The organism is Salipiger sp. H15, from assembly GCF_040409955.1.
Classification (GTDB): Bacteria; Pseudomonadota; Alphaproteobacteria; order Rhodobacterales; family Rhodobacteraceae; genus Salipiger.
This window is the reverse complement of sequence record NZ_CP123385.1, coordinates 1,487,717-1,513,222: the sequence shown is the minus strand read 5'-3', so window position 1 is coordinate 1,513,222 and position 25,506 is coordinate 1,487,717. Positions and strand designations below refer to the sequence as shown.

The window sequence follows — 25,506 nt, the reverse complement described above, 5'->3', positions numbered from 1 at the left end:
GGCGCAAATGCAAAGGGGCCGCCTCGCGGCGGCCCCCGATCCCTGGCACTCCCGGCGCTCTCACACCGGTTCGGCCACTCCCTGCGGCACCGACGCGCCGGTCATGTAGGCCACGGCGTCGGACATGCTGTGCTCTCTCGGGTTGATCACGCAGAGCCGCCTGCCGAGACGGTGGATGTGAACCCGGTCGGCCACCTCGAAGACATGCGGCATGTTGTGCGAGATGAGGATGATCGGGATGCCCCGCGCCCTTACCTCCTGGATGAGGTCGAGCACCCGGCGGCTTTCCTTGACGCCCAGCGCCGCGGTCGGCTCGTCGAGGATCACCACCCGCGAGCCGAAGGCCGCCGCCCGCGCCACCGCCACGCCCTGCCGCTGGCCACCCGACAGCGTCTCGACCGGCTGGTTGATGTTCTGGATCGTCATCAGCCCCAGCTCGGTGAGCTTCTGGCGCGAGAAGGCCTCCATCCGCTTGCGGTCGAGCTTGCGGAAGAGCGAGCCCATGATCCCCTCCATGCGCAGCTCGCGCCCCATGAACATGTTGTCGGCGATCGACAGCGCCGGGGACATGGCGAGCGTCTGGTAGACGGTCTCGATCCCCTCGGCGCGGGCATCGTTGGGCGAGGCGAAGGCGACCGGCTTGCCTTCGAGCAGGATTTCCCCCGCGTTGGGCTGGATCGCGCCCGAGAGCGCCTTGATGAGCGTCGACTTGCCCGCGCCGTTGTCGCCGATCACCGCGAGGATTTCCCCCGGCATCAGGTCGAAGTCGCAATGGTCGAGGGCAGTCACCTTGCCGTAGCGCTTGACGAGGCCACGGGCTTCGAGAACTGGAGAGGTCATGCCGTCACCTTTCTGATCCACTGGTCCACGGTCACGGCGGCAATGATCAGCACGCCGATGAGAAGGTAGGTCCATTGCGGGTCGGCCCCGGCCATCCGCAGGCCAAGTTCGAAGACGCCGACGATCAGCGCCCCGAAGAAGGCCCCGAGGATCGAGCCGCGCCCGCCGAAGAGCGAGATTCCCCCGATCACCACGGCGGTGATCGCCTGGATGTTGCCGATGACGCCGGTGGTGGCCGAGGGCGAGACCGAGCCGAAGCGGCCGATCATCACCCAGCCCGCGAGGCCGCAGATGAAGCCCACCAGCATGTAGACCGACATGATGGTCCTGTGGCGGTCGACGCCGGCCAGCTGCGCCGCCTCGGGGTCGTCGCCCACGGCGTAGACGTGGCGGCCCCAGGCGGTGGAGCGCAGCACGTAGGCCAGCACCAGCACCACGATCAGCATGAGCACCACGCCGAGGGTGAAGACCGCGCCGCCCAGGGTGAACTTGGTGCCGAGGAACTGCAGGAAGGGTGCCTGCGCCTCGATGTCCTGCGCGCGGATCGTCTCGTTCGCCGAGTAGAGGTAGTTCACCGCCAGCACGATCTGCCACATGCCGAGCGTCACGATGAAGGGCGGCAGCTTCACCTTGCTGACCAGCCAGCCGTTGACCGCGCCGATGGCGGTGCCGAAGGCAAGCCCGATCGGCACCGAGAGCACCGCGGGCACTCCGTAGCGGAAGGTGAACTGCCCCATGATCACCGAGCAGAGCACCGCGACCGCGCCGACCGAGAGGTCGATCCCCGCGGTCAGGATGATCAGCGCCTGCGCCGCGGCGAGCACGCCGACGATCTGCACCTGCTGCAGGATCAGCGTGAGCGCGAAGGGCGAGAAGAACTTCGCCCCGAGGATCAGCCCGAAGACGATGCAGGCCGCCAGCAGGACGATCAGCGGCACGAAGGCCGGTGTCGTGTGCAGAAGCTCGTGGAACCGTCCCCAGAACCCCTTCCCCGTCTCCTCGAACTCGGCAACCTTCTCGTCGGTCCGGGTCCGGACGACGTCCTCAAACCTGTCCGCTTCGGCCATGTCGCGCCCTCCTCTCGCGTGCGCGGGCAGCGGCCCCACACCGGCCGTGACCCGCTGGTTGCGGAAAATCTGGAATTCGGGCCCGCACCGTCAGGCGGCGCGGGCCCGCACTGCGGGGCTCAGCCCCAGCAGAGGCTCTTGCCTTCCTCGACCGAGATCGAGTCCACGCCCTCGACGGGCTGGTCGGTCACCAGCTTCACGCCGGTGTCGAAGAAGTTCTTGCCCTCGGTGGCCTCGGGCTTGGTGCCGTCCTTGGCGAAGGCGGCGATCGCCTCGATGCCCTTGGAGGCCATGAGCAGCGGGTATTGCTGCGAGGTCGCGCCGATCACCCCGTCGGCGATGTTCTGCACGCCGGGGCAGCCGCCATCGACCGAGACGACGAGCACGTCCTTCTCGCGCCCGATGGCCTTCAGCGCCTCGTAGGCACCGGCGGCGGCGGGCTCGTTGATCGTGTAGACGACGTTGACCATCGGATCGGTGGCAAGCAGGTTCTCCATCGCCTTGCGGCCGCCCTCCTCGTTGCCCTGCGTCACGTCATGGCCGACGATGCGGCTGTCGCTCTCGTCCCCCCACTTGTTGGGATCGCCGAGGTCGATGCCGAAGCCCTGCATGAAGCCCTGGTCGCGCAGCACGTCCACGGTGGGCTGGCTGACGTCGAGGTCGAGGAAGGCCACGCGCGCGTCCGCGGCGGCATCGCCGAGCTTGGCCTTGGCCCATTGCCCGATCAGGTCCCCCGCGAGGAAGTTGTCGGTGGCAAAGGTCATGTCGGCGGCGTCGATCGGCTCGAGCGGCGTGTCGAGGGCGATGACGAGGATTCCCGCGTCGCGCGCCTGCTTCACCGAGGGCACGATGGCCGAGGTGCTGGAAGCGGTGATCAGGATGCCGTCCACGCCGTTCGCGATGCAGGTCTCGATCGCGTTCACCTGGCTCTCGTTGTCGCCGTCCACCTTGCCGGCGTAGGAGTTGAGCGTCATGCCCAGTTCCGCCGCCTTGGCCGCCGCACCTTCGCGCATCTTGACGAAGAACGGGTTGGTGTCGGTCTTGGTGATCAGGCAGGCACTGCCGCCGTCCTGCGCGTAGGCGCCGAGGGTCGATGCGAGCAGCGCGAGCGCGCTGACGGAAATCAGCTTCTTCATGGTGTCTTCTCCTCCCTAACGTGACACGGGGCCGGCACGGAGGCCGCGCCCATAAACCTCCGTCCTCCAACGGATTGCCCACTGTGATACTGGCGATTCTGACCTTGCGTCAATAAATAATTAAAATTGATTTATTAACTCGACCGGGTAGTCTGACCTCGTCGAAACGGGAGTCGGCCATGGACATACTGGAGATCAGGAAGCTCAGCGACGGCGCCAACCAGGTTGGCGTTCGGGCGCATAACGAGCGGCTGATCCTTTCGGTGATCCAGCGCCATGGCGCCCTGCCGGGGAGCGACCTTGCCAAGCTCACCGGCCTCTCGGCGCAGACCGTGTCGAACATCCTGCGCAAGCTCGAGGCCGAGGAGTTCCTGCTGCGCCGCGAGCCGCAGCGCGGCCGGGTCGGCAAGCCCTCGGTGCCGATGACGCTGAACCCCGACGCGGCGCTCTCCTTCGGGCTGAAGATCGGGCGGCGCTCGGCCGATCTCGTGGTGATGAACCTGCTGGGCGAGGTGCTGGGATCGTCGCAGACCACCTTCCGCTACCCGATGCCGGACGAGATCTTCGGCTATCTCGAGGGCGGCATGGCCGATCTCGCGCGCGGGCTCTCGCCCTACCAGCGCGAGCGGCTCTGCGGCATCGGCATCGCCGCGCCGTCGGAGATCTGGAGCTGGACCGAGGTGCTCGGCGCGCCCATCGACTTCAGCATCTGGTCCGAGATCGACGTGCAGGAGGAGGTGGCCAAGATCAGCGACCTGCCGCTCTTCACCGAGAACGACGGCACCGCCGCCTGCCGCGCCGAGCATGTCTTCGGGCGCGGCCGCGAGTTCGCCGACTACGCGTATTTCTTCATCGGCTCCTTCATCGGCGGCGGCGTGGTGCTGAATTCCAGCGTCACCGTCGGGGCAAAGAACAATGCCGGGGCCTTCGGCTCGCTGCGCGTCCCCGCCCCCGGCGGCGGCGAGCTGCCGCTGATCGACGCCGCCTCGCTGCACCCGCTCGAGGCCGCCATCGCGGCGGACGGGCTCGACACCACGGCGCTCTGGACCCAGCCGCAGGACTGGCACACCTTCGAGCGTCACATCGGCCCCTGGGTCGAGCGCACCGGCGAGGCGCTGGCCCATGCCATCCGCTCGATCGGCTCGGTGATGGATTTCGAGGTGGCGCTGATCGACGGCGCCATGCCGCCCGAGGTGCGCCGGCGGGTGGTGGCCCACGCGCGGCAGGCGCTCGAGAAGCTCGACACGCGCGGGATGCTGCCGCCGCGCCCCGAGGAGGCGCGGGTCGGGGCCAATGCCCGCGCGCTCGGCGCCGGCTGCGCGCCGATCTACGCGCAATACTTCTTCCAGTAACCCCCGCCCCCGGCTGCACAGCCGTGCAGCGCCGGAACCCCGCACCCGGCAAACTGTCGCAGCATTGTCACGAAACCATCACGCGGCTGTGACGCCGCTCCTGTCTGAAGCCCCCGACACCCTCTACCGTGCAACGGGCCCTGCCCTTCAGACTTCGGAGCCTCCTGTCGTGAAAACGATCTTCTCCACCACCTCCCTCGCCCTGATCCTCGCGAGCGCCGCCTCGGCCCAGGACCTGCCGCAGGCCGGCAGCGACTGGTTCACCGCCGGCCAGGAAGCGATCCAGGCGATCATCGACCGCGAGACCAACACCGGCCGCGCCAAGAACGTGATCCTGCTCGTCGCCGACGGCAACGGCGTCGGCACCAACTACGCCACGCGCCTTTACGCCGGTCAGCAGGAAGGCAAGCTCGGCGAGGAGCACGTGCTGCCCTACGAGACCCCGGGCTTCCACAGCGCGCTGGTGAAGACCTACAACATCAACGCCCAGACCCCGGACTCGGCCCCGACCGCGGGCGCGATGAACACCGGCGTGAAGCAGCGCTTCAACCTCATCAACCTCGGCGGCGACGCGATCCACGACGATTGCTCGACCGTGGAGGGCAACGAGCTGACCACCTTCGCCGAGATCGTCTCGGGCATGGAGAAGTCGGTCGGCATCATCTCGACCGCGCGCCTCACCCACGCCACCCCCGCCGCCGTCTACGCCAAGACCGCGAACCGCGACTGGGAGGACGAGGTCCCCGAGGGCTGCACCGCGCAGAAGGACATCGCCGCCCAGCTGATCGACCAGATGGAAGCGGGCGTCATCGACTTCGCCATGGGCGGCGGGCGCCGCTACTTCGCGGGCAAGGACGTGACGCTTGACGAGGGCGGCACCGGCCACCGTCCCGACGGCCAGAACCTGATCGAGAAGGCCACCGGGCTCGGCGCGCAATACGCCTGGAACACCGAGACCTTCAACGGGCTGAACCTCGACGGCTCGAAGCCGGTGCTGGCGCTGTTCAACGACAGCCACATGGAATACGAGGCCGACCGCGCCGAGGAGGACGAGCCCTCGCTGGCCGAGATGACCAAGTCGGCAATCGAGTACCTGTCGAACAACGAGAACGGCTACTACCTCGAGATCGAGGCCGGCCGCGTCGACCACGGCAACCACGCCGGCAACGCCAAGCGCTCGATGATCGACGGCGTCGCCTTCGCCGAGGCCGTGGCCATGGCCGACGAGCTGACCGATGACGCCGACACGCTGATCATCGTCACCGCCGACCACGAGCATGGCATCGCCTTCAACGGCTACTGCGGCCGCGGCACCCCGATCGACGGGCTCTGCTACGACGTCTCGCAGACCGGCGAGAAGCACAGCGACGAGCTGCTGCTGGCCGATGACGGCAAGCCCTACACCGTGGTCGGCTTCCTCAACGGCCCGGGCGCGGTGCTGAAGGCAGGCGAAGGCAATGACTTCTCCGGCAGCCGCGACGAGCTGACCCAGGAAGCGGCGCAGGATCTCGACTTCATCCAGCAGGCGCTGATCCCCTCGTCGTCCGAGATGCACTCGGGCGAGGACGTGGCGATCTACGCCAAGGGCCCGTGGTCGCACCTCGTCGACGGCACCATCGAGCAGAACGTGATCTTCCACGTGATGCACCACGCCGTCACCGCCGAGTGATACTTCTCTGACAGACTTGACGGGGGCGGCCTGTCCGCCCCCGCTCCCGTTCCTGCCCGAAAGACCGCCATGCTGACCCGCCGCACCTTGCTTGCCTCCGCCCTCGCCGCCCCCTCGCTCGCCGCGCCCGCCTTTGCCGAAACGCTGAAGGTGCGCGACCTCTACCAGGTCAAGGGCCGCGGCCTCTCGGACCTCGCGCAGCAGAGCGCCGGGCAGCGGCTCGAGATCGAGGGTTTCATGGCCCCTCCGCTGAAGGCCGAGAGCCACTTCTTCGTGCTGACCAAGATGCCCATGGCCGTCTGCCCCTTCTGCGAGACCGAGGCCGAGTGGCCGAACGACATCGTCGCCGTCTACACCAAGCGCATCGTCGACGTGACGCCCTTCAACGTGAAGATCGTCACCAGCGGCGTGCTCGAGCTTGGCGCCTACACCGATCCCGAGACCGGCTTCGTCAGCATGATGCGGCTCACCGACGCGACCTACGGCTGAGCCGCGCATGTCCCTGCCGCTTTCGATCACCGGCCTGACCGTGCGCAGCCCGCGCGGCCGGGTGCTTCTCGAGCTGCCCGCGCTCTCCGCCGGGCCGGGCGCGCTGATCGGCATTCGCGGCGCCTCGGGCGCGGGCAAGTCGACGCTGCTCTACGCGCTTGCCGGGCTACTCGACCGCGCCGAGGGGGCGGTGCGCTGGGGCGGGACCGACCTCCTGTCGCTCAGCGCCGAGCGCCGCGCCCGCTTCCGCGCCGCGACGATCGGCATGATCTTCCAGGACTTCATGCTGTTCGAGGAACTCGATGCGCTGGACAATGCCGCGCTGACCGCGCTCTTCCGCCCCCGTGCCGAGCGCGCCGCGCTGCGCGCGCGGGCGCGGGAGCGGCTGGCGGCGCTTGGCCTCACCGACACCGGGCGCCGCGTCACCAGCTTCTCGGGCGGCGAACGCCAGCGCGTCGCCATCGCCCGCGCCATGGCCGCCGAGGCGCCGGTGCTGCTGGCCGACGAGCCCACCGCCAGCCTCGACCGCGCCAATGCCGACAGGCTGGTGGATGATCTCGTCACGCTGGTCCGCACGCAGGGCACCACGCTCGTCGCGGTGAGCCACGACGCCGCGCTGCTCGAGCGCATGGACCGGGTGCTGACGATCTCCGGCGGGCAGGTCGTTGCCGACGAGGGGGCCACATGCGCCTGATCTGGGACAGCCTGCCGCCGCTGGCGCAGGACCTTGCATTGCTTGGCCTGCTGCTCATGCCCGCGGTGCTGACCGGGCTCGTGGTGCTGCGCGGCTATGCGCCCTGGCCGCTGCTGCGCGGCTTTCTCGGGCGCTTCCGCTGGAGCGCCGCGCTTTTCGTGCTGCTGATCGCCATCTCGACCGGCATGGGCATCGGGCTGCTCGCGCAGGAGCGCGGGCTGCGTCACGGCACGGCGCAGGCGGCGGACAAGTTCGATCTCGTCGTCGCGGCACCCGGCAGCGAGCTGACCGCGCTCTTCGCCTCGGTCTTCCTGCAGCCCTCGGACATGGGGCTGGTGCCGGGCGAGGCCTATGCCGCGATCGCCGCGCATGAGCAGGTGTCGATCGCCGCGCCGCTGGCCTTCGGCGACAGCTACGGCGCGGCGCCGGTGGTCGGCACCACGGCGGAGTTCCTGCGCCACCTCTCGGAGGGCCGGATCGACGGGCGGCTCTGGGAGGACCACGCCGAGGCGGTGGTGGGCGCGCTGGTGCCGCTGGAGATCGGCGCGGCGTTCACCCCGGCGCATGGCGTCGGCGATGCCGCCGACCCCGAGGCGCACGGCGGGCATGGGGACGAAGAGGAGCACGGGGGAGACCATGACCACGGCGACGGCATCACCGTCGTCGGGCGCATGGCGGCCACCGGCACGCCCTGGGACCGCGCGATCCTGATCCCGGTGGAATACGTCTGGGAGATCCATGGCCTTGCCAATGGCCACGCCCCGGAGCGCGCGGCGCAGATCGGTCCGCCTTTCGATCCCGGGTATTTCCCCGGCACCCCCGCCGTGGTGGTGCGCGCGACCGAGCTCTGGGCCAATTACGCGCTGCGCTCGGAGTTCACCCGCGACGGCGAGACCATGGCCTTCTTCCCCGGCGCAGTGCTCTCGGGGCTCTACCGGGTGATGGGCGACGTGCGGCAGGCGATGTCGCTGATGGCGCTGGTCACGCAGGGGCTGGTGGCGGCGAGCGTGCTGATGGCGCTCTTCATCCTCACCCGGCTCTTCCGGCGGCAGATCGCGCTGTTGCGCGCGCTCGGCGCGCCGCGGCGCTTCGTCTTCGCCACGGTCTGGGCGCTCTGCGCGGCGCTGCTGCTGGCCGGGGCGCTGCTGGGCGTTCTGACCGGCTGGGGCGCGGCGATGCTGCTCTCGCAGCTGGTCAGCGCGCGCACCGGCATCGCCCTCTCGGCGCCGCTCGGCTGGGCCGAGATGCAGGTGCTCGCGGGCTTCGTCTCGTCCGCCATGCTGCTCTCGCTGCTGCCCGCCGCGCTGGTGCTGCGCCAGCCGGTGGTGGACGGGCTGCGCAGCTGACCCGCGCCCCCGCCGGTTGAGCCCGCGCGCCCGCCCTCTCCTGTCCGCTTCTGATTGTTGCGCGTGCCGCGGCGAGCGGCTATGCCGTGGCTGCTTCGGTTCCGGGCGGCCTGCCGCCCGGTGAATAGGGAATGCGGTGCGGGCCCCGGCCCAATTCCGCGACTGCCCCCGCAACTGTAGGCGGAGAGCGACGCCGGACCATGTCACTGCCTTTCGGGGCGGGAAGACCCGGCCAAGCGAGGACCCGCGAGTCAGGAGACCTGCCGAGGCCGATCACCCAGTCCCGGCGCGGGGAGCGCCGAGGGCGACGGACCTTCCGTAGAGGTGGCATCACGCTAACCGTCTGCGGTGGGGGACTCCCTTCCGACGACAGAAAAAACGGAGAAGGGACGATGAAGCACCCATATCTTTCCGGCCTGCGGACCGCGACTGCCCTTACGGCAGTCAGCCTCTCGGGCGCGGCCTTCGCGCAGGAGGGCTACGATCTCGGCACGCTCACCCTCAGCGCCAACCGCGGCGAGAGCACCGAGATTGCGCGCAGCGGCGTTACGGTCGAGGTGGTCACCAAGGAAGACCTCGACAGCACCGGCGAGACGCTGCTGGCCGACTACCTCGCCCGCCTGCCCGGCGTCAGCGTCTCGAGCAACGGCGGCATCGGCGGCACCTCGACGGTGTTCATCCGCGGCCTTCCGGGCAAGTATGTCGGCGTCTACGTCGACGGCATCGACGTGACCGACACCTCGGGGCCGCAGATCCAGTATGATTTCGGCACGCTGACCACCGCCGACGTCAGCCGCATCGAGGTGCTGAAGGGCTCGCAATCGGCGCTCTACGGCTCGGAGGCGATCGGCGGGGTGATCAACATCACCACCAACCGCGCCACCGAGGACGGGCTGAGCCAGAGCGTCGCCGCCGAATACGGCAGCTACAACACCGCCAAGCTGAGCTACAACCTCAGCTACCTCGGGACCCGCGGCATCTTTGCCACGACCCTGAGCCGGATCACCACCGACGGTTTCTCGGCCGCCGACGAGGATGACGGCAACAAGGAAGAGGACGGGCACGAGGCCACGCGGCTCAGCTTCTCGGGCGATTACGCGCTGACCGACACCGTGACCGTCGGCGGCGCGGCCTTCTGGCAGAAGCGCGACAGCGAGTACGACGAGTTCGGCCCGGTCGACGGCACCACCGACGACCTGTCGGAAAGCGAGGAGCACGGGCTGCGTGCCTTCGTCCGCTTTGCGACCGGCACGGTGAGCCACGAGATCTCGGCGCAGTATTACGACATCGACCGCAAGCTGTCGGGCACGACGGCGTGGGGGCCGTTCGAGTACCCCTACGAGGGCGAGCGGCGCGGGCTGGCCTACGAGGGGCAGGCCGAGCTATCCGCCGCGACGCTGACCTTCGGCGCCGACGCCACGCGCGAGAACTTCGATGCGGGCGGCACCGATGGCGAGCAGGACACGCTGGGCCTCTGGGCGCAGGCCGACTGGCACCTGTCGGAGGCGGTCGAGCTGGTGACCGTGCTGCGCCACGACGACCATTCGGATTACGGCGGCAAGACCACGGGCCGCGTCTCGCTGGCCTACCTGCCAAGCCCCGACCTCACGCTGCGCGCCAGCGTCGGCACCGGCTTCCGCACGCCGTCGCTCTACGAGCGCTACGACGGCTGGTCCGGCAACCGCGACCTGACGCCCGAGACCTCGATCAGCTACGAGCTCGGGGCCGAGCAGCGCTTTGCCGGCGGCTTTGCCAGCGCGACGCTGTTCCGGACCGAGATCACCGACCTCATCACCGCGCCGGCGCCCGCCTATGTCTACGTCCAGAGCGAGGGCACGAGCTGGACGCAGGGGCTCGAGCTGAAGGCCGGCACGCAGCTGACCGACCGGATCGACCTTGCCGCGGCCTATACCTGGACCGACAGCGAGGATGCCGCCTCGGGCGAGCGCATCGCCGGCGTGCCGCTGCGCGACACCGCGCTGACGCTGGATGCCGAGATCACCGATGCGCTGCGCAGCGCCTTCACCGTGCGCCATGTCTCGGGGCTGCGCGACGCGAGCTACGCGCTCGACGACTACACCGTCGCCGACGTGAACCTGCGCTACGCTCTCACCGACAGCGCCGAGATCTACCTGCGGGTCGAGAACCTCTTCGACGAGGACTACCAGGTGGTGACCGGCTACGGCACCTCGGACCGCGCCGCCTATTTCGGCGTCCGGGCGAGCTTCTGATGCTGCGGCGCGCGCTGATCGGCCTTTGCCTGCTCGCGGCCCCGGGCCTTGCCCCGGCCGCGGCGCAGGCGGCCCCGGCGCGCGTCGTGTCGATGAACCTCTGCACCGACCAGCTGGCCATGCTGCTCGCCGCCCCCGGCCAGCTCGTCTCGGTCTCGGCGCTTGCGCGTGACCCGATGAGCTCGGCCATGGCGGCGGAGGCGATGGCCTATCCGGTGAACCACGGACAGGCCGAGGAGGTCTGGCTGATGCAGCCCGATCTCGTGGTGGTCGGCGCCTATACCGCGCAGGCGGCGGCGCAGATGCTCGAGCGGCTCGGCACCCCGGTGCTGCGCCTCGAGCCCGCCCACGGGCTCGGCGACGTGCCCGCTCTCCTTCGCACGCTCGGCGCCGCCATGGGGCGCCAGGCCCGCGCCGAGGCGCTGGTTGCCGAGTTCGAGACCCGGCTCGCCGCCCTGCGCGAGGATGTCCGCCGCCGCCCCTCGGTGGCGCTCTACTACGCCAACGGCTACACCACCGGGAACCAGACGCTGGCCGGGGACATCCTGCTGGCGGCGGGCTTTTCCAACATCGCCGGGGATCGCGGCGGCGGGCAGCTGCCGCTCGAGGCGCTGGCCATGGCCGAGCCCGAGGCGCTGATCACCGCCCGCCCCTATCCCGGCGCCTCGCGCTCAGAGGAAATCCTGAGGCACCCGGTGATCCGCCGCCTGCAGGCGAGCCATGCCACCCATGCCAGCACCGGCAGCGACTGGATCTGCGGCACGCCGCACGTGCTCGGCGCGATCGAGGCGCTCTCGGGCTTCCGCGAACACATCGAAACGGAGATCGAATGACCCGCCCCCTCGCGATCCTGCTGCCGCTGGTGGCTGTGCTTGCGGCCCTCTCGCTGTCGCTCGGCCCGGCCGACGTGACCCTGCCCGAAAGCCTGCGCGCGCTGATCCTCGGCGGTGACGGGCCGCTGCCCATGGTGATGCGCGAGATCCGCCTGCCGCGCGTGCTCTTGGCGCTGATGATCGGCGGCACGCTGGGGCTGGCGGGGGCGGCGATGCAGGGTTACCTGCGCAACCCTCTGGCCGAGCCCGGCCTGCTGGGCGTCAGCGCCAGCGCGGCGCTGGGGGCGGTGCTGGCGATCCAGACCGGCCTTTCCACCGCCTTTGCCCTTGCCCTGCCGCTGAGCGCGCTGGCGGGCGCGGTGATCGCCGTGCTGATCCTCGTACTGCTGGCCGGACCGCGCGCCGAGACGCTGACGCTGATCCTTGCCGGGGTGGCGCTTTCGGCCATCGCCGGGGCGCTGACGCAGCTCGTTCTGAACCTCTCGCCCAACCCCTTCGCGGCGAGCGAGATCGTCTTCTGGATGATGGGCTCGCTGGCCGACCGCTCGATGCTGCATGTCTGGCTGGCGCTGCCCTTCATGACGCTCGGCGTGCTGCTGCTGGCGGGGGTCGGGCGCGGGCTGGACGCGCTGACGCTGGGCGAGGACGCGGCCGCGTCGATGGGCATAGACCTTGCGCGCCTGCGCCTGCGGGTGGTGCTGGGCACCGCCTGCGTCGTCGGCGCGGGCACGGCGGTGGCGGGGGCCATCGGCTTCGTCGGCCTCGTGGTGCCGCACCTCCTGCGCGGCGCGGTGGGCGGACGGCCCGGCCCGCTGCTCTGGGTCTCGGCGGCGGGCGGCGCGGCGATGCTGCTAGCGGCAGACATCGCGGTGCGCGTGGTGGCACCCGACCGTGACCTCAAGCTCGGGGTGTTGACCGCGCTGGTCGGCGCGCCCTTCTTCCTGCACCTCGTCTGGCGCAGCCGGGGAGAGCGGGCATGACCCTTCTGTCACTTGAAGACCTCTCGGTAACCCTGCGCAATCGCAAGGTCTTCTCCGGCATCACGCTGGAGATTTCCGAGCGCGAGGTGGTCGGGCTCATCGGCCCCAACGGCGCCGGCAAGACCAGCCTGATGCGGGCGGCGCTGGGGCTCATCCCCTCGGGCGGGCTGAGCTCGCTGGCGGTGCTGACGCCGCAGCAGCGGGCAAAGGCGGTGGCCTGGATGCCGCAGGCGCGCGAGATCGCCTGGCCGGTGAAGGTCGAGGACCTGGTGGCGCTCGGGCGCCTGCCCCACGGCGATCACGCCCGCGCCCCGGTCGAGGCGGCGATCGGCCAGATGGGGCTCGAGCCGCTGCGCCACCGGCGCGCCACGAACCTCTCGGGCGGCGAGCAGGCGCGGGCGCTCTTGGCGCGGGCGCTGGCGCAGGAGACGCCGCTCCTGATGGCCGACGAGCCCACCGCCGGGCTCGACCCGGCGCACCAGATCGCCACGATGGAGGTCTTCGGCGCGCTTGCCGCCGAGGGGCGCGGCGTGCTGCTGTCGCTGCACGACATCGGGCTCGCGGCGCGGCATTGCACCCGGCTGGTGCTGCTGGCCGAGGGGCGGCTGCTGGCCGACGGCCCGCCGGAAGAGGTGCTGACGGACGATCTTCTGGCGCGGGGCTTCGGCATCACCGCCTATCACGCGCAGACCCCGGACGGGCCGGTGTTCCAGCCGATGCACCGGGCGCGCTGAGCGCGGCCTTGCCGGGCGCGGCGCGGGCGATACCTTCCCGGGCAGGACCACGAGGGAGGCGCGGCACATGGAGATCTACGAAGGCGGATGCCTCTGCGGCGCGGTCCGCATCCGGGCGGAGGGGAAACCCTACCGGGTGGGGCTCTGTCATTGCCTCGACTGCCGCAAGCACCACGGCGCGCTCTTCTACGCCGCCGCGATGTTCCCCGCCGCCGCCGTGACCGTGACGGGCGAGACCCGGAGCTACAGGAACAGGCATTTCTGCCCGCTCTGCGGCTCTTCGGTCTTTGCGCTGGACGGGGACGAGGTGGAACTGCATCTCGGCACGCTCGACGCGCCGGGGCAGCTGGTTCCGAGCTACGAGAACTGGACGGTGCGGCGCGAGCCGTGGCTGCCCGAATTCCCGCTCGCGCATCACTACGCGCACAACCGCGAAGGCTCCGGACGCAGCGAGGACTAGGGGAGTGATCCGGGCGGTGATCCGCCCGGACCCGAAGCGGGGGCCGGAGCCTCAGGCGATCTCGACGCCGAGGTGCTTGGCGACGGCGAAGATGTCCTTGTCGCCGCGGCCGCACATGTTCATGACGATGATGTGGTCCTTCGGCAGGTCCGGCGCGATCTTCATCACGTGGGCCAGCGCGTGGCTCGGCTCGAGCGCCGGGATGATCCCCTCGAGCGCGCAGGAGAGCTGGAACGCCTCGAGCGCCTCCTTGTCGGTGATCGCCACGTATTCGGCGCGGCCGGTGTCGTGCAGCCAGGCGTGTTCCGGCCCGATGCCCGGGTAGTCGAGACCCGCCGAGATCGAGAAGCCCTCGAGGATCTGCCCGTCGTCGTCCTGCAGCAGGTAGGTGCGGTTGCCGTGCAGCACGCCGGGGCGCCCGCCGGTGAGCGAGGCGCAGTGCTCCATCTTCTCGTTCACGCCCTTGCCGCCGGCCTCGACGCCGATGATGCGCACGCCCTTGTCGTCGAGGAACGGGTAGAACAGGCCCATGGCGTTCGAGCCACCGCCGATGGCGGCGATGATCGTGTCGGGCAGGCGGCCCTCCTGCTCGAGGATCTGCTCCTTGGTCTCCTTGCCGATGATCGACTGGAAATCGCGGACCATCGCCGGATAGGGGTGCGGACCCGCCACCGTGCCGATGCAGTAGAAGGTGTCGCGCACGTTGGTCACCCAGTCGCGCAGCGCGTCGTTCATCGCGTCCTTGAGCGTGCCGCGGCCGGAGGTGACGGGCACCACCTCGGCGCCCAGCAGGCGCATGCGGAACACGTTGGGCTGCTGGCGCTCGACGTCATGCGCGCCCATGTAGACGACGCATTTCAGGCCGAACTTGGCGCAGACCGTCGCCGTCGCCACGCCGTGCTGGCCGGCGCCGGTCTCGGCGATGATGCGGGTCTTGCCCATGCGGCGGGCAAGGATGATCTGGCCCAGCACGTTGTTGATCTTGTGCGCGCCGGTGTGGTTCAGCTCGTCGCGCTTGAAGTAGACCTTGGCGCCGCCGAGGTGATCGGACAGGCGCTCGGCGTAGTAGAGCGGCGAGGGACGGCCGACGTAGTGCTTCCACAGCCAGTCCATCTCGTCCCAGAAGCTCTGGTCGGTCTTGGCGCGCTCGTACTGGTCCTCGAGTTCGAGGATCAGCGGCATGAGCGTCTCGGACACGAAGCGCCCGCCATAGATGCCGAAGCGGCCCTTCTCGTCGGGGCCTGTCATGAAGGAATTGACCAGATCGTCCATCGCGCCTCTCCCGCAGATTTTCCCCCTCTCTAAAGCAAGGGCGCGGCCAATGACCAGAGGTCACGCGCCCGCGCGGGGGGAATTGCCACAGGAATCGTGCCGCGCCTGCCGCGCGCGGGGGGCGCGGGCGCGGCGCGGGGTCAGGCCGCCCCCGGCTCTGCCAGCGGCAGCGCGCGGATGGCGCCCGCCGGACAGGGCGCGACGCAGGCGTTGCAGCCGGTGCAGGCGCGCGTGTCGAGATGCGGATGGAACGGCCCCCTGAACCGCGGGACGAGCGCGATCGCCGCCTCGGGACAGGCATCGCGGCAGGTCACGCAGGTGACCCCCGATTGCACGAGGCAGTCCGGCCCGATCCCGACCACGTGCACCATGGCGAGGATCGCGCCGAAGACCGGCTCGGGGCAGATCTCGGCGCAGGCGCCGCAGAACGAGCAGGCGCCCGCCTCGGGAACGAGCGCGACCCCGTCCGGCGCGAGCGCGAGCACACCTTCGGGGCAGGCCTCGACGCAGCGGTTGCAGCCGGTGCAGGCGGCAAGGCTCGCGGCGGTGACGCCCGGCGGCAGCGGGTGCCACGGCGGCGCAATGGATATGCCCGGCGGTGGGTCGTCGGTGAGCGTGCCCGGCTTCGGGGCCATGGCGTCAGGACGCCGGCGGGCGCTGCGGCCCGGCGATCCCGGCGGTGCGGCAAAAGTCTGCGGTCAAATTGGTGAAGCGCGTTTCCCGCTTCGGGGACAGGGGCGGCGGCGCGCGCTCCGTCATGGCGAAACTCCAGCGTCATCGGGCAAAAGGAATTGGTTTTCAAATCGAAGGCAGGACAACCCTAACAAATCGCCCCCTGCGCCGAAATGCCCCAAAGGGTGTACGCGCGCGCCGCCATCCGGTCCAAAAGCCACCCATCGTGCGCAACGATATCGCCGATCCGCCGAAACTGCCGCAGGGCCCCGGCCCTTTCCACGGGCGCTTCGATCGGACCGGCGCGGGTCATGGCATTTCCGGGGCGAAGCGCCACTTGCCAAGCCTCGCGGAGGTTTCTAACCTCGCCGCGACGCCGGCAGATTTCGCCGCCTCTCATCCGTCCGAGATATTTCTGGATCCCTTTTCCGGCGCGCCATCCGCCAGCGCCACGCCAGCGACTGGAGTCGTTTTGATGCGCCTGAAGATCTACACCGACCCGGCCTACGCCTCGCCCGTCAACCGGATGCACTGCGCGATGCTGATCCCGTTCCTCGGCAGCGAGGAGGCGACGTTCTGGTCCGAGGGCACCAATGTCTTCGACCGCTACAAGCGCAACGGTGCAGGCTATTTCGAATTGACCGAGACGATGGACGAGGCGGAATTCGTCGTGCTGCCCAGCACCTGGCACCGCTACCTCGCCGACGGCACCACCGAGATCGCGCTCCGCTTCGCGCAGAAGGCCGCCGACGCGGGCAAGCGGATCGTCGTCTTCCACGAGCGCGATTACGATTTCAAGTTCCCGGCGAAGAACGCGCTGCTCTTCACCCCGACGATCGAGAAGGACCGGCAGCCGAACGAATACGCCCTGCCCGCCTGGATGCCCGACCACACCAACGGCCCCGCGCCGCTGCGCGAGAAGAAGGAGCGCCCCTCGATCGGCTTCTGCGGGCTGGTGCTGAAGCCGCACGTGAAATCCCGCATCGTGCAGTTCGCCCGCACCTCGCTGCCCTATTATTCCGAGCGCCGCATGGGCGCCTATTCCGCCTCGCTGAAGGAAAGCTTCCAGTACAAGTTCCTGCGCGCCAAGGCGATCCAGACCCTGCTCGACCATCCGGGCGTCGACACCAATTTCGTGCTGCGCGGCGATTTCTTCGCGGGGGCGGACAAGAAGGCCACCGCCAATGGCAAGACCGAAGCCCGCAAGAGCGCGCTCGAGGAGTTTCTCGGCAACCTCGACGGCAGCGACTACAGCCTCTGCGTGCGCGGGATCGGCAATTACTCGCTGCGCTTCTACGAGATCATGGCGGCCGGGCGGCCGCCGCTGTTTCTCGACACCGAGTGCATCCTGCCCTACGACTTCCTGCTCGACTGGCACAAGGAACTGGTCTGGGTGCCGCTGGACCAGCACCACCGGGCGGGGCAGATCCTCGTCGACCACCACGCCCGGCTCAGCCCCGACCAGTTCGCCGAGCAGCAGCGGCGCATCCGCGAAGTCTGGGAGGAATGGCTCTCTCCCGACGGCTACTTCCGCAACTTCTACCGCCATTTCCGCCCGCAGTAGGCGGTCCGGGCGCCGCCCCCGCAGGACGTCCCGCGCCCCGGCAAGCCACCCGACATCAAATGGATTCATGTCATTGTGATAAGCGCTTAGGCGCCGACGCTCACGTCACATGTTGCCGATATGTTCCCCCCGCGATAGGACGCCGCAAAACAAGACCCACCGAGGCGGCAGCGAATGAGAAAAGAGTACGAAACGATCCTGGGCAGCGTGACCTTCCTGGCGCTTCTCTGCGCCGGTTACGCCTATTATACGCTTGGCAGCGCCGCCACGACGCGGGCGCTGCCGCTGATCGTGCTGGGCTATGTCCTCGTCCTCGTGCTGGTGTTCAAGGCGCTGGGACTGGGCCTCACGCCGACGAAGCGCGCCGAGCTCTCGCGGCAGGTGCAGATGCATTCGGCGGCGTTGTCGCGCAACCTGCGGCTCGCGGTGAAGAAGAACGACTACAACCGGGTGATCGCCGACGAGCGCCACGACATCGTGCTCGAGTTCCTCGAGAGCATCGACCTGTCGTTCGACTACCATCGCATCGAGCCCGCCGTGGTCGATTTCGTCATCGCCGAGGTCGGCCGGATCGAGAGCGCGGCGCGCGACCAGGGCTTCGACGCAGAGGACTATCCCAGCGATCCGACCGAGTTCGAGCACTGGTGCGCCGCGCAGCTGCGCCATTTCGGCTGGGACGCGGACGTGACCAAGCGCGGCTATGACCAAGGCATCGACATCGTGGCGCGCAAGGGCGCGCTGGTGATCGGCCTGCAGGTGAAGCTCTACACCTCGCCGGTCGGCAACAAGGCCATCCAGGAGGCCTTCACCGGCAAGAACTACTACGGGCTCGCGGGGGCCGGGGTGCTGGCCACCGCCGGGTTCACGCCAAGCGCGCGGCGGCTGGCGGCGACCACCGGCGTGCTGCTGCTGAGCCCGCACGACCTGCCGAAGCTCGACCGCGAGTTCGGGGTCGAGAGCTTCACCGAGGCCTGGGCCATGTAAGGCGGGGCCGGACCCGCCGGTCCGGCCCTTTCCGTTTTGCGGCTCAGCCCTTCGCCGCCAGCCCCCCGGCCCGGATCTCGGAAAGCGTGCGGTAGGGGGTAAGCGCCTCGGCGGCGATGTCGAGCTCGAGCACCGCGCCATGCGGCGCCGCCAGCGCGCGCTCGAAGGCGGCGGCGAACTCGGCGGTGCGCGTCACGTGCTCGCCGTGCAGGCCGTAAGCCCGCCCGAGCGCCGCGAAATCGGGGTTCACGATCGTCGTGCCGCTGACCCGCTCGGGGAACTCGCGCTCCTGGTGGGCGCGGATCGTGCCGTAGGTGCCGTTGTTGAGCACCAGCACGATCACCGCCGCGCCGGCCTGCCGCGCCGACGAGAGCTCCTGCCCGTTCATCTGGAAATCACCGTCCCCGGCGAAGCAGATCACCGTCGCCTCGGGCCGCGCCAGCTTGGCCGCGATGGCCGCCGGCACGCCGTAGCCCATGGCGCCCGACTGCGGCGCGAGCAGGCGCATCCCCGGGCGGAAGCGGAAGAAGCGCGTCGGCCAGACGGTGAAGTTGCCCGCGCCGTTGGTCAGCACCACATCGCTGCCGAGCACGCCGCGCATGTGCTTGCAGACCGCCACCATGTCGACCGGGCCGGGCTGCGCCGGGGCGTTGTCGATGAAGCCGAGATAGGCCGCCCGCGCCTCCGACCGCCAGGCCTTCCAGTTGCCCGCCACCTTCGCCGGCAGCGCCAACACGAAGCGGCCCGGGTCGGCATGGATGCCGAGCGCGGGCTGGTAGACCTTGCCGATCTCGCGGTCCGAGGCGTGGACGTGGATGATCTTCTGCCTCGGCTGAGGCACCTGCAGCAGCGTGTAGCCGTCGGTCATGTTCTCGCCGAAGCGCGTCCCCAGCGCCAGCACCACGTCGGCATCCCGCAAGAGCGCCTTCACCCCCGCCGTCATGCCCACGCCCGCGTCGCCGCAGAAGCAGGCGCAGGCGCTGTCGACCTGGTCCTGATAGCGGAACGAGGTGATGATCGGGATGTCCGAGGCCTCGGCGAAGCCCTGCAGCGCGGCGCGCGCGGGGCCGGTCCACTCGGCGCCGCCGATCACGATCAGCGGGCGCTCGGCGTGCTGCAGCAGCGCGGTCGCCTCGAGCACCGCCTCGGCGGCGGGCTCGGCGGCGTGGACCTTCGCCGGACCGGCAAGCGGCGGCACATCGGTCAGCGCCATCAGCACGTCCTCGGGCAGCGCCACGACCACCGGGCCGGGCCGGCCGGTGGTGGCGGTGATCCAGGCGCGCGAGAGCACCTCGGGGATGCGCTCGACCTGCTCGATCTCGGTCGCCCATTTCGCCATGGTGCCGAAGACGGCGCGGTAGTCGACCTCCTGGAAGGCCTCGCGCTCCTTCATGCCGGTGGCGACCTGCCCGACCAGCAGGATCATCGGAACGCTGTCCTGCATCGCCGTGTGCACGCCGATCGCGGCATTGGTCGCGCCCGGCCCGCGGGTCACCATGCAGATCCCCGGGCTGCCGGTCAGCTTGCCATGCGCCGCCGCCATGAAGGCCGCGCCCCCCTCCTGCCGGCAGAGCACGAAATCGAGCCTGCCGCCGGTGTCGTGCATCGCGTCGAGCACCGCGAGGTAGCTCTCTCCCGGCACCCCGAAGGCCCGCGTCGCCCCAAGGGCCATCAGGCATTCCACCACCAGTCTGCCGCCGTTGCGCATCTTCTTCTGCTCCCTGCCAGAGTGCGTTGCCGGAGTTGTGCGCGCTGGGATTGGGGGATGCAAGCCGTGGCCGGGCACGCGGCGCGCCGGGGCAAGAATTCCTGCCGCCCGGAACGCTTTGTTAAGACCCCCCCTGTAGTTCTCGATCCCGTCCCGGGAGCCGCCCTGCAGGCCGCAATCCCGCCCGGACATGGCCGCGGCCACCGCCGCATCGGCCATGCTGCCGGAACCTGCACGGCGTGCCGCGGCACGCTCGCCCGGCCTCGGCGCCGGCCCGGGGACGACGGCTCGACGACCAGACGGCGACCGGCGGCGCAGACCCCGCGGGCCGCCCCCGCTCTCCTGTGGCAAAGGACTGAACTCGCGATGACAGAGCTTCACAGCCATGTGCTCGATCCGGGGCGCAACCGTAATGGCGAAGACCCTCTCGTGCCCTTCCTGCTCGGCGCCCGGCACATGCCCGTGTCGATTTCGGTCCGCGACGTGCTGCGGCTCGATGCCCACCGGCTGCAGATCCTGCTCGTGGCGCAGAAGCAGTGGCGGGCCGAGCAGCTGCCCTTCACCCTCGCCGACATCACCGAGAGCTTCCGCGCCGGGCTGGAACGGCTCGGCGTGCCGGCCATGCAGTTCGATCGCGACGGCGACGGCACCCGAGAGGAGGCACTGCAATGACGACCAAGGTCCTTGCGATCGACGATTCGCGCACGATCCGCAACCTGCTGCGCATCTCGCTCGAAGGTGCGGGCTTCGAGTTCCACTCGGCCTGCGACGGCGTCGAGGGGGTCGAGCAGTTCGCCGAGGTCGAGCCCGACGTGGTGATCACCGACATCAACATGCCCAACATGGACGGGTTCGGCGTGATCGAGACGCTGCGCAGCGGCCCCAACCGGACCACCGTTCCGATCATCGTGCTGACCACCGAGAGCGGCGCCGATCTCAAGACCCGCGCGCGCGAGGCCGGGGCCACCGGCTGGATCGTGAAACCTTTCGACGACGCGTCGCTGGTCTCGGTCCTGCGCCGCCTCACGGGACATATGGTGTAGCCATGTCGAGAAATTCCATCCGCGACACGTTTTTCGAAGAATGCGAAGAGCTGCTCGAGGCCCTGGTCGAGGGGCTCTCCTCGATGGAGCAGGACCCCGACGACATGGACGTGGTCAATGCCGTGTTCCGCGCCGTGCACTCGATCAAGGGCGGCGCCGGGGCCTTCGCGCTCGACCGGCTGGTGAGCTTTGCCCACACCTTCGAGACGGTGATGGACAAGGTGCGCAGCCAGGAGCTGAAGGTCACCGAGCCGCTGATGCACCTCTTCCACCGCTCCGGCGACCAGCTCGCCGACCTGGTCGAAGCCGCGCGCGACGAGCGCGAGCCCAACGCCGAGTCCGAGGCGGCGATCCTCAAGGAGCTCGACGGCTACCTCGGCGAGGCGGACAAGGACGAGAGTTTCAGCTTCGACGCGGTCACGCTCGACTTCGGCGCGGCCCCGGTCGAGATCGCCGAGGACGGGGACGCGGACGGCGAGGAAGCCGCGCTGCGCAGCTTCCACATCCGCTTCAAGCCGAGCCCGGCGCTCTACGCCAACGGCCACGAGCCGCTGCTGCTCTTCGACGCGCTGGCCGAGCTCGGCGAGTTGCGCGCCACCGCCGATCTCTCCGGCCTTCCGGAGTTTGACGCCTTCGATCCCAATGGCGCGGTGCTGGCCTGGACGCTGCGGCTCGAGACCTCGGAGCCCGAGACCGTGCTGCACGAGATCTTCGAATTCGTCGAATCGCTCTGCGAACTCGACATCCGCGAGCACGACGGCCTGAAGCCATCCCCGCTCGCGCCGCCGCCCGACCTTCCCGGCCTCGCCCCGCCGCCGGCCCCGTTGGATTTCGACGAGCCCGCTGCCGCCAGCGACGCGGCGGAGCTGCGCGCCGACGCGCAACGCGGCGAGGCCCGCGGCCCGCGCCCGACCCTGCGCGTCGATCTCGAACGGGTCGACCGGCTGATCAACACGGTGGGCGAGCTGATCATCAACCAGGCGATGATCTCGCAGCGCATCGAGGAGCTGGAGCTCCCTGCCGTCGCCCATCTCACCAACGAGCTCGAGGCCTACAAGCTGCTGGCCCGCGACATCCAGGAAGGGGTCATGGCGATCCGCGCCCAGCCGGTGAAACCGCTCTTCCAGCGCATGTCGCGCATCGTCCGCGAGGCTGCCGAGGCAACCGGCAAGAAGGCGCGGCTGGTCACGGTCGGCGATTCGACCGAGGTCGACAAGACGGTGATCGAGCGGCTCGCCGATCCGCTGACCCACATGGTGCGCAATGCCGTCGACCACGGGCTCGAGAAATCCGATGTCCGCGCCGCCGCCGGCAAGGAGGCGATCGGGACGATCCGCCTCTCCGCCTCCCACCGCTCCGGCAGCGTCTTCATCGAGATCGGCGATGACGGCGCCGGGCTTAACCGTGCCCGCATCCTCGAGAAGGCGATCGAGAAGGGGCTCGTCCTTCCCGAGGCGGAACTTTCCGAATCCGAGATCGACAACCTGCTCTTCCTGCCCGGCTTCTCCACCGCCAGCGAGGTTTCCAACCTCTCCGGGCGCGGCGTCGGCATGGACGTGGTGAAGAACGCCGTCGCCGCGCTCGGCGGGCGCGTGTCGATCGCCTCGAGCCCGGGCGCCGGCACCACCTTCACCATCGTGCTGCCGCTGACCCTTGCGGTCATGGACGGGTTCGTCATCTCGGTCGCCGACCAGACCATGGTGATCCCCATCGCCTCGATCATCGAGACGATCCGTCCCAGCCAGCGCGACCTGCACGCGGTCGGGACCAAGGGCGTGGTGATCCTCGTGCGCGGCGCCTACGTGCCGGTGGTGGACGTGGCCTTCAACCTCGGCCTCGCCTCGGCGCGCAAGGAGGCCGGCGAGGGCGTGCTCCTTCTGGTCAGCACCGAGAGCCAGGGTCTCACCGCACTGCGGGTCGAGGCGATCCACGACCAGCGCCAGGTCGTCATCAAGAGCCTCGAGAGCAACTATGCCGCCATCCCCGGCGTCTCGGCCGCGACCATCCTCGGAGACGGCAAGATCGCCCTGATCCTCGATCCCGAAGAGGTGGTGAAGCTGCAGCCCGCCGCCCCCTATTTCCCCGCGATAACCCCCCCGAAACTGGAGCTTCACCATGCTTGACGCCAACGAGGGACCCACCGAAACCCAGTTCGAATTCATCACCTTCTCGGCTGGAAACCAAAGTTTCTGCCTTGAAATCATGCAGATACGCGAGATACGGCGCTGGACCCCGGTAACCAAGCTGCCGCACACGCCGGACGACGTGCTGGGGGTGATGAACCTGCGCGGCGCGGTGATCCCGATCTTCGACCTCTCCGCGCGCTTCGGCCTCGGCGTGACCCCGGACAACGAGCGCAACGTGGTGATCGTCGCGGCGGCGAACGGCACGACCATTGGCCTCCTGGTGGAATCCGTGTCCGAGATCCTCTCGGTCGCCAAGTCGTCGATCCAGGAGACCCCCGACATGAAGTCCGACGCAGCCCGCCAAGCGATCCTCGGGGTGATCTCGGTCGGGGATTCCATGGTGCGCGTCGTCAATCTCGACGCGGTGCTCGACCAGGAAGGGGGCGCCGCCGCATGAGCCTGGCTGCCGCCGATGCCCTTCCGGGAGAGTTCGCCTTCACGGACGCGGATTTCGAGGCGCTGGCCCGCCTTGCCCGGGCCGAGTTCGGGCTGAGCCTGGCCACCAGCAAGAAGCCCCTCGTCTATTCCCGGCTTGCGCGCCGCCTGCGCGCGCGGGGGCTCGCCACGTTTCGCGACTACATGTCCCTGCTCGACAAGGAGGGCGAGGGCGCGGAGCGGCTTGAATTGGTCTCGGCGCTCACCACCAATGTCACCAGCTTCTTCCGCGAGAAGCACCATTTCGAGACGCTGCGCAGCGTGCTGATCCCGGAACTCGCCGGCCAGAGGCGCATCCGCATCTGGTCCGCGGGGTGTTCCTCGGGGCAGGAACCCTTCTCCATCGCCATGACCCTGCTCGACGGGCTGCCGCCCGGGACGCGTGACCTGCGCATCCTCGCAACCGACATCGACCCCGCGATCCTGCGCCGCGCGCGCCGCGGAATATACCCGCCGGAGGACTGCGAGACCGTGCCCGCCGAGTTCCGCCAGCGCTGGCTGCGCGCGGCTCGGGACGACGCGGACTCGCTGGAAACCGGCCCCGACCTGCGGGCACTGATCAGTTTTGCCGAGCTCAACCTCATCTGCGACTGGCCCTTCAACGGACCGTTCGACGCGATCTTCTGCCGCAACGTGGCGATCTATTTCGACCAGGAGACGCAGCAGCGCCTCTGGTCCCGCTTCACCGCCAAGCTCCGCGCCGGGGGGTTCCTGTTCATCGGCCATTCCGAGCGGCTCTCCGGCCCTGCCCTGGCCGAATTCACTACCGCCGGGGTCACCACCTACCGCAAGCGTGCCCTGCCGGGCCCCGCACAGCCCAGCTAGGAGATCGAGATGAGTTTGAAGGATTCGCTGCGCATCATGGTGGTCGACGACATGGCCACGAGCCGCGGGCTGATAACCCAGGCGCTCGACGAGATCGGCATCAAGAACTACCTCACCGAGAACGACGGCAGCAAGGCGCTGGCCCGGATGGCGGGCAGTCCCGTGCACCTCGTGCTGTCGGATTTCAATATGCCCAACATGGACGGCCTGGCCCTGCTGAAAGCCGTGCGGCAGAACAGAGCGACGCAGAAGATCGGCTTCATCCTCGTCACCGGCAAGCCGACGCCCGACATGGTCGCCCAGGCCAAGCAGCTCGGCCTCAACAACATGATCAAGAAGCCCTTCACCTCCCTTGCGATGAAGCAATGCATCGAAAGCGTCGTCGGAAAGCTGTGAGCCATGACCGCCCCGACCGCCCCCCGCGCCCCGGCGTCCGCACCCATCACCGCCAACGAGGCGACATGGCTGCTGTCCCGCGAGATAAGGCACCTGCAGCAGCGGCTCGAGCGGCTCGAGCACGGCATGGAACACATCTATTCGGGCAACGCCGACTCGCGCCTCGGCTCGGTGGCGATCACCGCATTCCAGGAACTCGACATGCTGGCGCAGTCCACGGATGCGCTCGCCGGATACGTGGAAAGGCTCGCGAGGTTGCTGGATGGCGAGAGGGCGCTCGACCTGCGCGAGGCGCTGTCGGTCATCCCGCTGCGCGACCTCGCGCGGCGGCTCGGCGGGACGCAGGGCGATGGGCTCGAGCCGAATGTCCCCGAGCTGTTTTGATCCCTGCCGGCGGACCGGGCTCAACCCCCTCGATGACGGGCAAGCGGCGCTGATCGGGAGCCCCGGGAGCCGGCGCAACGCGGGGTCCGGCCGCGAGGAGACAGGCTTCGCGACGGTGCCTGCGGGACACGGCCGCTCCAGGGGTCAGCGGATCCGCGGTGACACCCCCGTATCGCGCGCGGCTCGGACCGCCAGTTCCAAGGCCC

At 69.4% G+C, this 25,506-nt stretch carries 25 protein-coding genes and 1 riboswitch; of the genes, 19 read left to right on the top strand and 6 right to left on the bottom strand.

The annotated features are described in order from the left end of the window. Nucleotides 1-60 precede the first annotated feature (60 nt). From PVT71_RS21415 to PVT71_RS21405, 3 genes are all read right to left on the bottom strand, one after another. Nucleotides 61-840: an ATP-binding cassette domain-containing protein gene (locus tag PVT71_RS21415; RefSeq protein ID WP_353474507.1), complete on the bottom strand. Its 780-nt coding sequence runs from the start codon at nucleotides 838-840 to the stop codon at nucleotides 61-63. Next, entirely contained in the window at nucleotides 837-1,907 is a 1,071-nt protein-coding gene (locus PVT71_RS21410; protein ID WP_353474506.1) for an ABC transporter permease, read from the bottom strand. The genes PVT71_RS21415 and PVT71_RS21410 overlap by 4 nt, the downstream gene beginning before the upstream one ends. A 119-nt stretch (nucleotides 1,908-2,026) precedes the next feature. Next, nucleotides 2,027-3,043, bottom strand: a complete 1,017-nt coding sequence (locus PVT71_RS21405; protein WP_353474505.1) for a sugar ABC transporter substrate-binding protein — start codon at nucleotides 3,041-3,043, stop codon at nucleotides 2,027-2,029. Between the two features lie 179 nt (nucleotides 3,044-3,222). Here PVT71_RS21405 and PVT71_RS21400 point away from each other — a divergent pair, with 179 nt between their 5' ends. The 10 genes from PVT71_RS21400 (at nucleotide 3,223) to PVT71_RS21355 (ending at nucleotide 13,831) form a co-directional block, all read left to right on the top strand. Continuing rightward, the gene (locus tag PVT71_RS21400; protein ID WP_353474504.1) at nucleotides 3,223-4,395 is read left to right on the top strand and encodes an ROK family transcriptional regulator; all 1,173 of its coding nucleotides are present in this window, start codon (nucleotides 3,223-3,225) and stop codon (nucleotides 4,393-4,395) included. A 169-nt stretch (nucleotides 4,396-4,564) separates the two neighbouring features. Next, nucleotides 4,565-6,064, top strand: coding sequence for an alkaline phosphatase (locus PVT71_RS21395; protein ID WP_353474503.1), 1,500 nt, complete (start codon nucleotides 4,565-4,567; stop codon nucleotides 6,062-6,064). 69 nt (nucleotides 6,065-6,133) lie between these two features. Continuing rightward, the gene (locus PVT71_RS21390; RefSeq protein ID WP_353474502.1) at nucleotides 6,134-6,553 is read left to right on the top strand and encodes a hypothetical protein; all 420 of its coding nucleotides are present in this window, start codon (nucleotides 6,134-6,136) and stop codon (nucleotides 6,551-6,553) included. A gap of 7 nt (nucleotides 6,554-6,560) precedes the next feature. Next, nucleotides 6,561-7,247: an ATP-binding cassette domain-containing protein gene (locus PVT71_RS21385; protein ID WP_353474501.1), complete on the top strand. Its 687-nt coding sequence runs from the start codon at nucleotides 6,561-6,563 to the stop codon at nucleotides 7,245-7,247. Further along, nucleotides 7,238-8,593 carry an FtsX-like permease family protein gene (locus PVT71_RS21380; protein WP_353474500.1) on the top strand — a complete coding sequence of 452 codons (1,356 nt, stop codon included), beginning with the start codon at nucleotides 7,238-7,240 and terminating at the stop codon, nucleotides 8,591-8,593. Before PVT71_RS21385 ends, PVT71_RS21380 begins: the two co-directional genes overlap by 10 nt. A 79-nt stretch (nucleotides 8,594-8,672) precedes the next feature. Beyond that, nucleotides 8,673-8,876, top strand: a riboswitch (cobalamin riboswitch). 109 nt (nucleotides 8,877-8,985) lie between these two features. After that, the gene (locus tag PVT71_RS21375; RefSeq protein WP_353474499.1) at nucleotides 8,986-10,824 is read left to right on the top strand and encodes a TonB-dependent receptor; all 1,839 of its coding nucleotides are present in this window, start codon (nucleotides 8,986-8,988) and stop codon (nucleotides 10,822-10,824) included. Continuing rightward, nucleotides 10,824-11,657, top strand: a complete 834-nt coding sequence (locus PVT71_RS21370; protein WP_353474498.1) for an ABC transporter substrate-binding protein — start codon at nucleotides 10,824-10,826, stop codon at nucleotides 11,655-11,657. Before PVT71_RS21375 ends, PVT71_RS21370 begins: the two co-directional genes overlap by 1 nt. Further along, the gene (locus PVT71_RS21365; protein ID WP_353474497.1) at nucleotides 11,654-12,637 is read left to right on the top strand and encodes an iron ABC transporter permease; all 984 of its coding nucleotides are present in this window, start codon (nucleotides 11,654-11,656) and stop codon (nucleotides 12,635-12,637) included. The genes PVT71_RS21370 and PVT71_RS21365 overlap by 4 nt, the downstream gene beginning before the upstream one ends. Next, nucleotides 12,634-13,371 (top strand): ABC transporter ATP-binding protein, encoded by a 738-nt coding sequence (locus PVT71_RS21360; RefSeq protein WP_353474496.1) that lies wholly within the window; start codon nucleotides 12,634-12,636, stop codon nucleotides 13,369-13,371. The genes PVT71_RS21365 and PVT71_RS21360 overlap by 4 nt, the downstream gene beginning before the upstream one ends. Before the next feature lie 67 nt (nucleotides 13,372-13,438). Further along, nucleotides 13,439-13,831 carry a GFA family protein gene (locus PVT71_RS21355; protein WP_353474495.1) on the top strand — a complete coding sequence of 131 codons (393 nt, stop codon included), beginning with the start codon at nucleotides 13,439-13,441 and terminating at the stop codon, nucleotides 13,829-13,831. Nucleotides 13,832-13,882: 51 nt separating this feature from the next. Here the strand turns inward: PVT71_RS21355 and trpB are convergent, their stop codons facing one another. Then, the gene (gene trpB / locus PVT71_RS21350; protein ID WP_353474494.1) at nucleotides 13,883-15,103 is read right to left on the bottom strand and encodes a tryptophan synthase subunit beta; all 1,221 of its coding nucleotides are present in this window, start codon (nucleotides 15,101-15,103) and stop codon (nucleotides 13,883-13,885) included. Nucleotides 15,104-15,243: 140 nt separating this feature from the next. Continuing rightward, nucleotides 15,244-15,738: a ferredoxin-type protein NapF gene (locus PVT71_RS21345; RefSeq protein ID WP_353474493.1), complete on the bottom strand. Its 495-nt coding sequence runs from the start codon at nucleotides 15,736-15,738 to the stop codon at nucleotides 15,244-15,246. Between the two features lie 512 nt (nucleotides 15,739-16,250). Here PVT71_RS21345 and PVT71_RS21340 point away from each other — a divergent pair. Then, the gene (locus tag PVT71_RS21340; protein ID WP_353474492.1) at nucleotides 16,251-17,339 is read left to right on the top strand and encodes a hypothetical protein; all 1,089 of its coding nucleotides are present in this window, start codon (nucleotides 16,251-16,253) and stop codon (nucleotides 17,337-17,339) included. Nucleotides 17,340-17,513: 174 nt separating this feature from the next. Continuing rightward, complete coding sequence (locus PVT71_RS21335; RefSeq protein ID WP_353474491.1) at nucleotides 17,514-18,323, top strand: restriction endonuclease; 810 nt, start codon at nucleotides 17,514-17,516, stop codon at nucleotides 18,321-18,323. A gap of 43 nt (nucleotides 18,324-18,366) precedes the next feature. Here the strand turns inward: PVT71_RS21335 and PVT71_RS21330 are convergent, their stop codons facing one another. Then, complete coding sequence (locus tag PVT71_RS21330; RefSeq protein ID WP_353474490.1) at nucleotides 18,367-20,031, bottom strand: thiamine pyrophosphate-dependent enzyme; 1,665 nt, start codon at nucleotides 20,029-20,031, stop codon at nucleotides 18,367-18,369. Between the two features lie 366 nt (nucleotides 20,032-20,397). Between PVT71_RS21330 and PVT71_RS21325 the strand changes: the two genes are divergently transcribed. The 7 genes from PVT71_RS21325 to PVT71_RS21295 are packed head-to-tail and all read left to right on the top strand — an operon-like array spanning nucleotide 20,398 to nucleotide 25,300. Further along, entirely contained in the window at nucleotides 20,398-20,703 is a 306-nt protein-coding gene (locus PVT71_RS21325; protein WP_353474489.1) for a hypothetical protein, read from the top strand. Further along, a complete protein-coding gene (locus tag PVT71_RS21320; RefSeq protein ID WP_353474488.1) occupies nucleotides 20,700-21,074 on the top strand; it encodes a response regulator in 375 nt (124 codons plus the stop codon). The genes PVT71_RS21325 and PVT71_RS21320 overlap by 4 nt, the downstream gene beginning before the upstream one ends. A gap of 2 nt (nucleotides 21,075-21,076) precedes the next feature. Next, nucleotides 21,077-23,197: a chemotaxis protein CheA gene (locus PVT71_RS21315; RefSeq protein WP_353474487.1), complete on the top strand. Its 2,121-nt coding sequence runs from the start codon at nucleotides 21,077-21,079 to the stop codon at nucleotides 23,195-23,197. After that, on the top strand, nucleotides 23,190-23,657 hold the full coding sequence (locus tag PVT71_RS21310) for a chemotaxis protein CheW (protein WP_353474486.1): 468 nt from the start codon (nucleotides 23,190-23,192) through the stop codon (nucleotides 23,655-23,657). The genes PVT71_RS21315 and PVT71_RS21310 overlap by 8 nt, the downstream gene beginning before the upstream one ends. Further along, complete coding sequence (locus PVT71_RS21305) at nucleotides 23,654-24,520, top strand: protein-glutamate O-methyltransferase CheR (protein WP_353474485.1); 867 nt, start codon at nucleotides 23,654-23,656, stop codon at nucleotides 24,518-24,520. The genes PVT71_RS21310 and PVT71_RS21305 overlap by 4 nt, the downstream gene beginning before the upstream one ends. A gap of 9 nt (nucleotides 24,521-24,529) precedes the next feature. After that, nucleotides 24,530-24,916 carry a response regulator gene (locus PVT71_RS21300; protein WP_095882971.1) on the top strand — a complete coding sequence of 129 codons (387 nt, stop codon included), beginning with the start codon at nucleotides 24,530-24,532 and terminating at the stop codon, nucleotides 24,914-24,916. 3 nt (nucleotides 24,917-24,919) lie between these two features. Next, nucleotides 24,920-25,300 carry a chemotaxis protein gene (locus PVT71_RS21295; RefSeq protein WP_353474484.1) on the top strand — a complete coding sequence of 127 codons (381 nt, stop codon included), beginning with the start codon at nucleotides 24,920-24,922 and terminating at the stop codon, nucleotides 25,298-25,300. Nucleotides 25,301-25,506 lie beyond the last annotated feature (206 nt).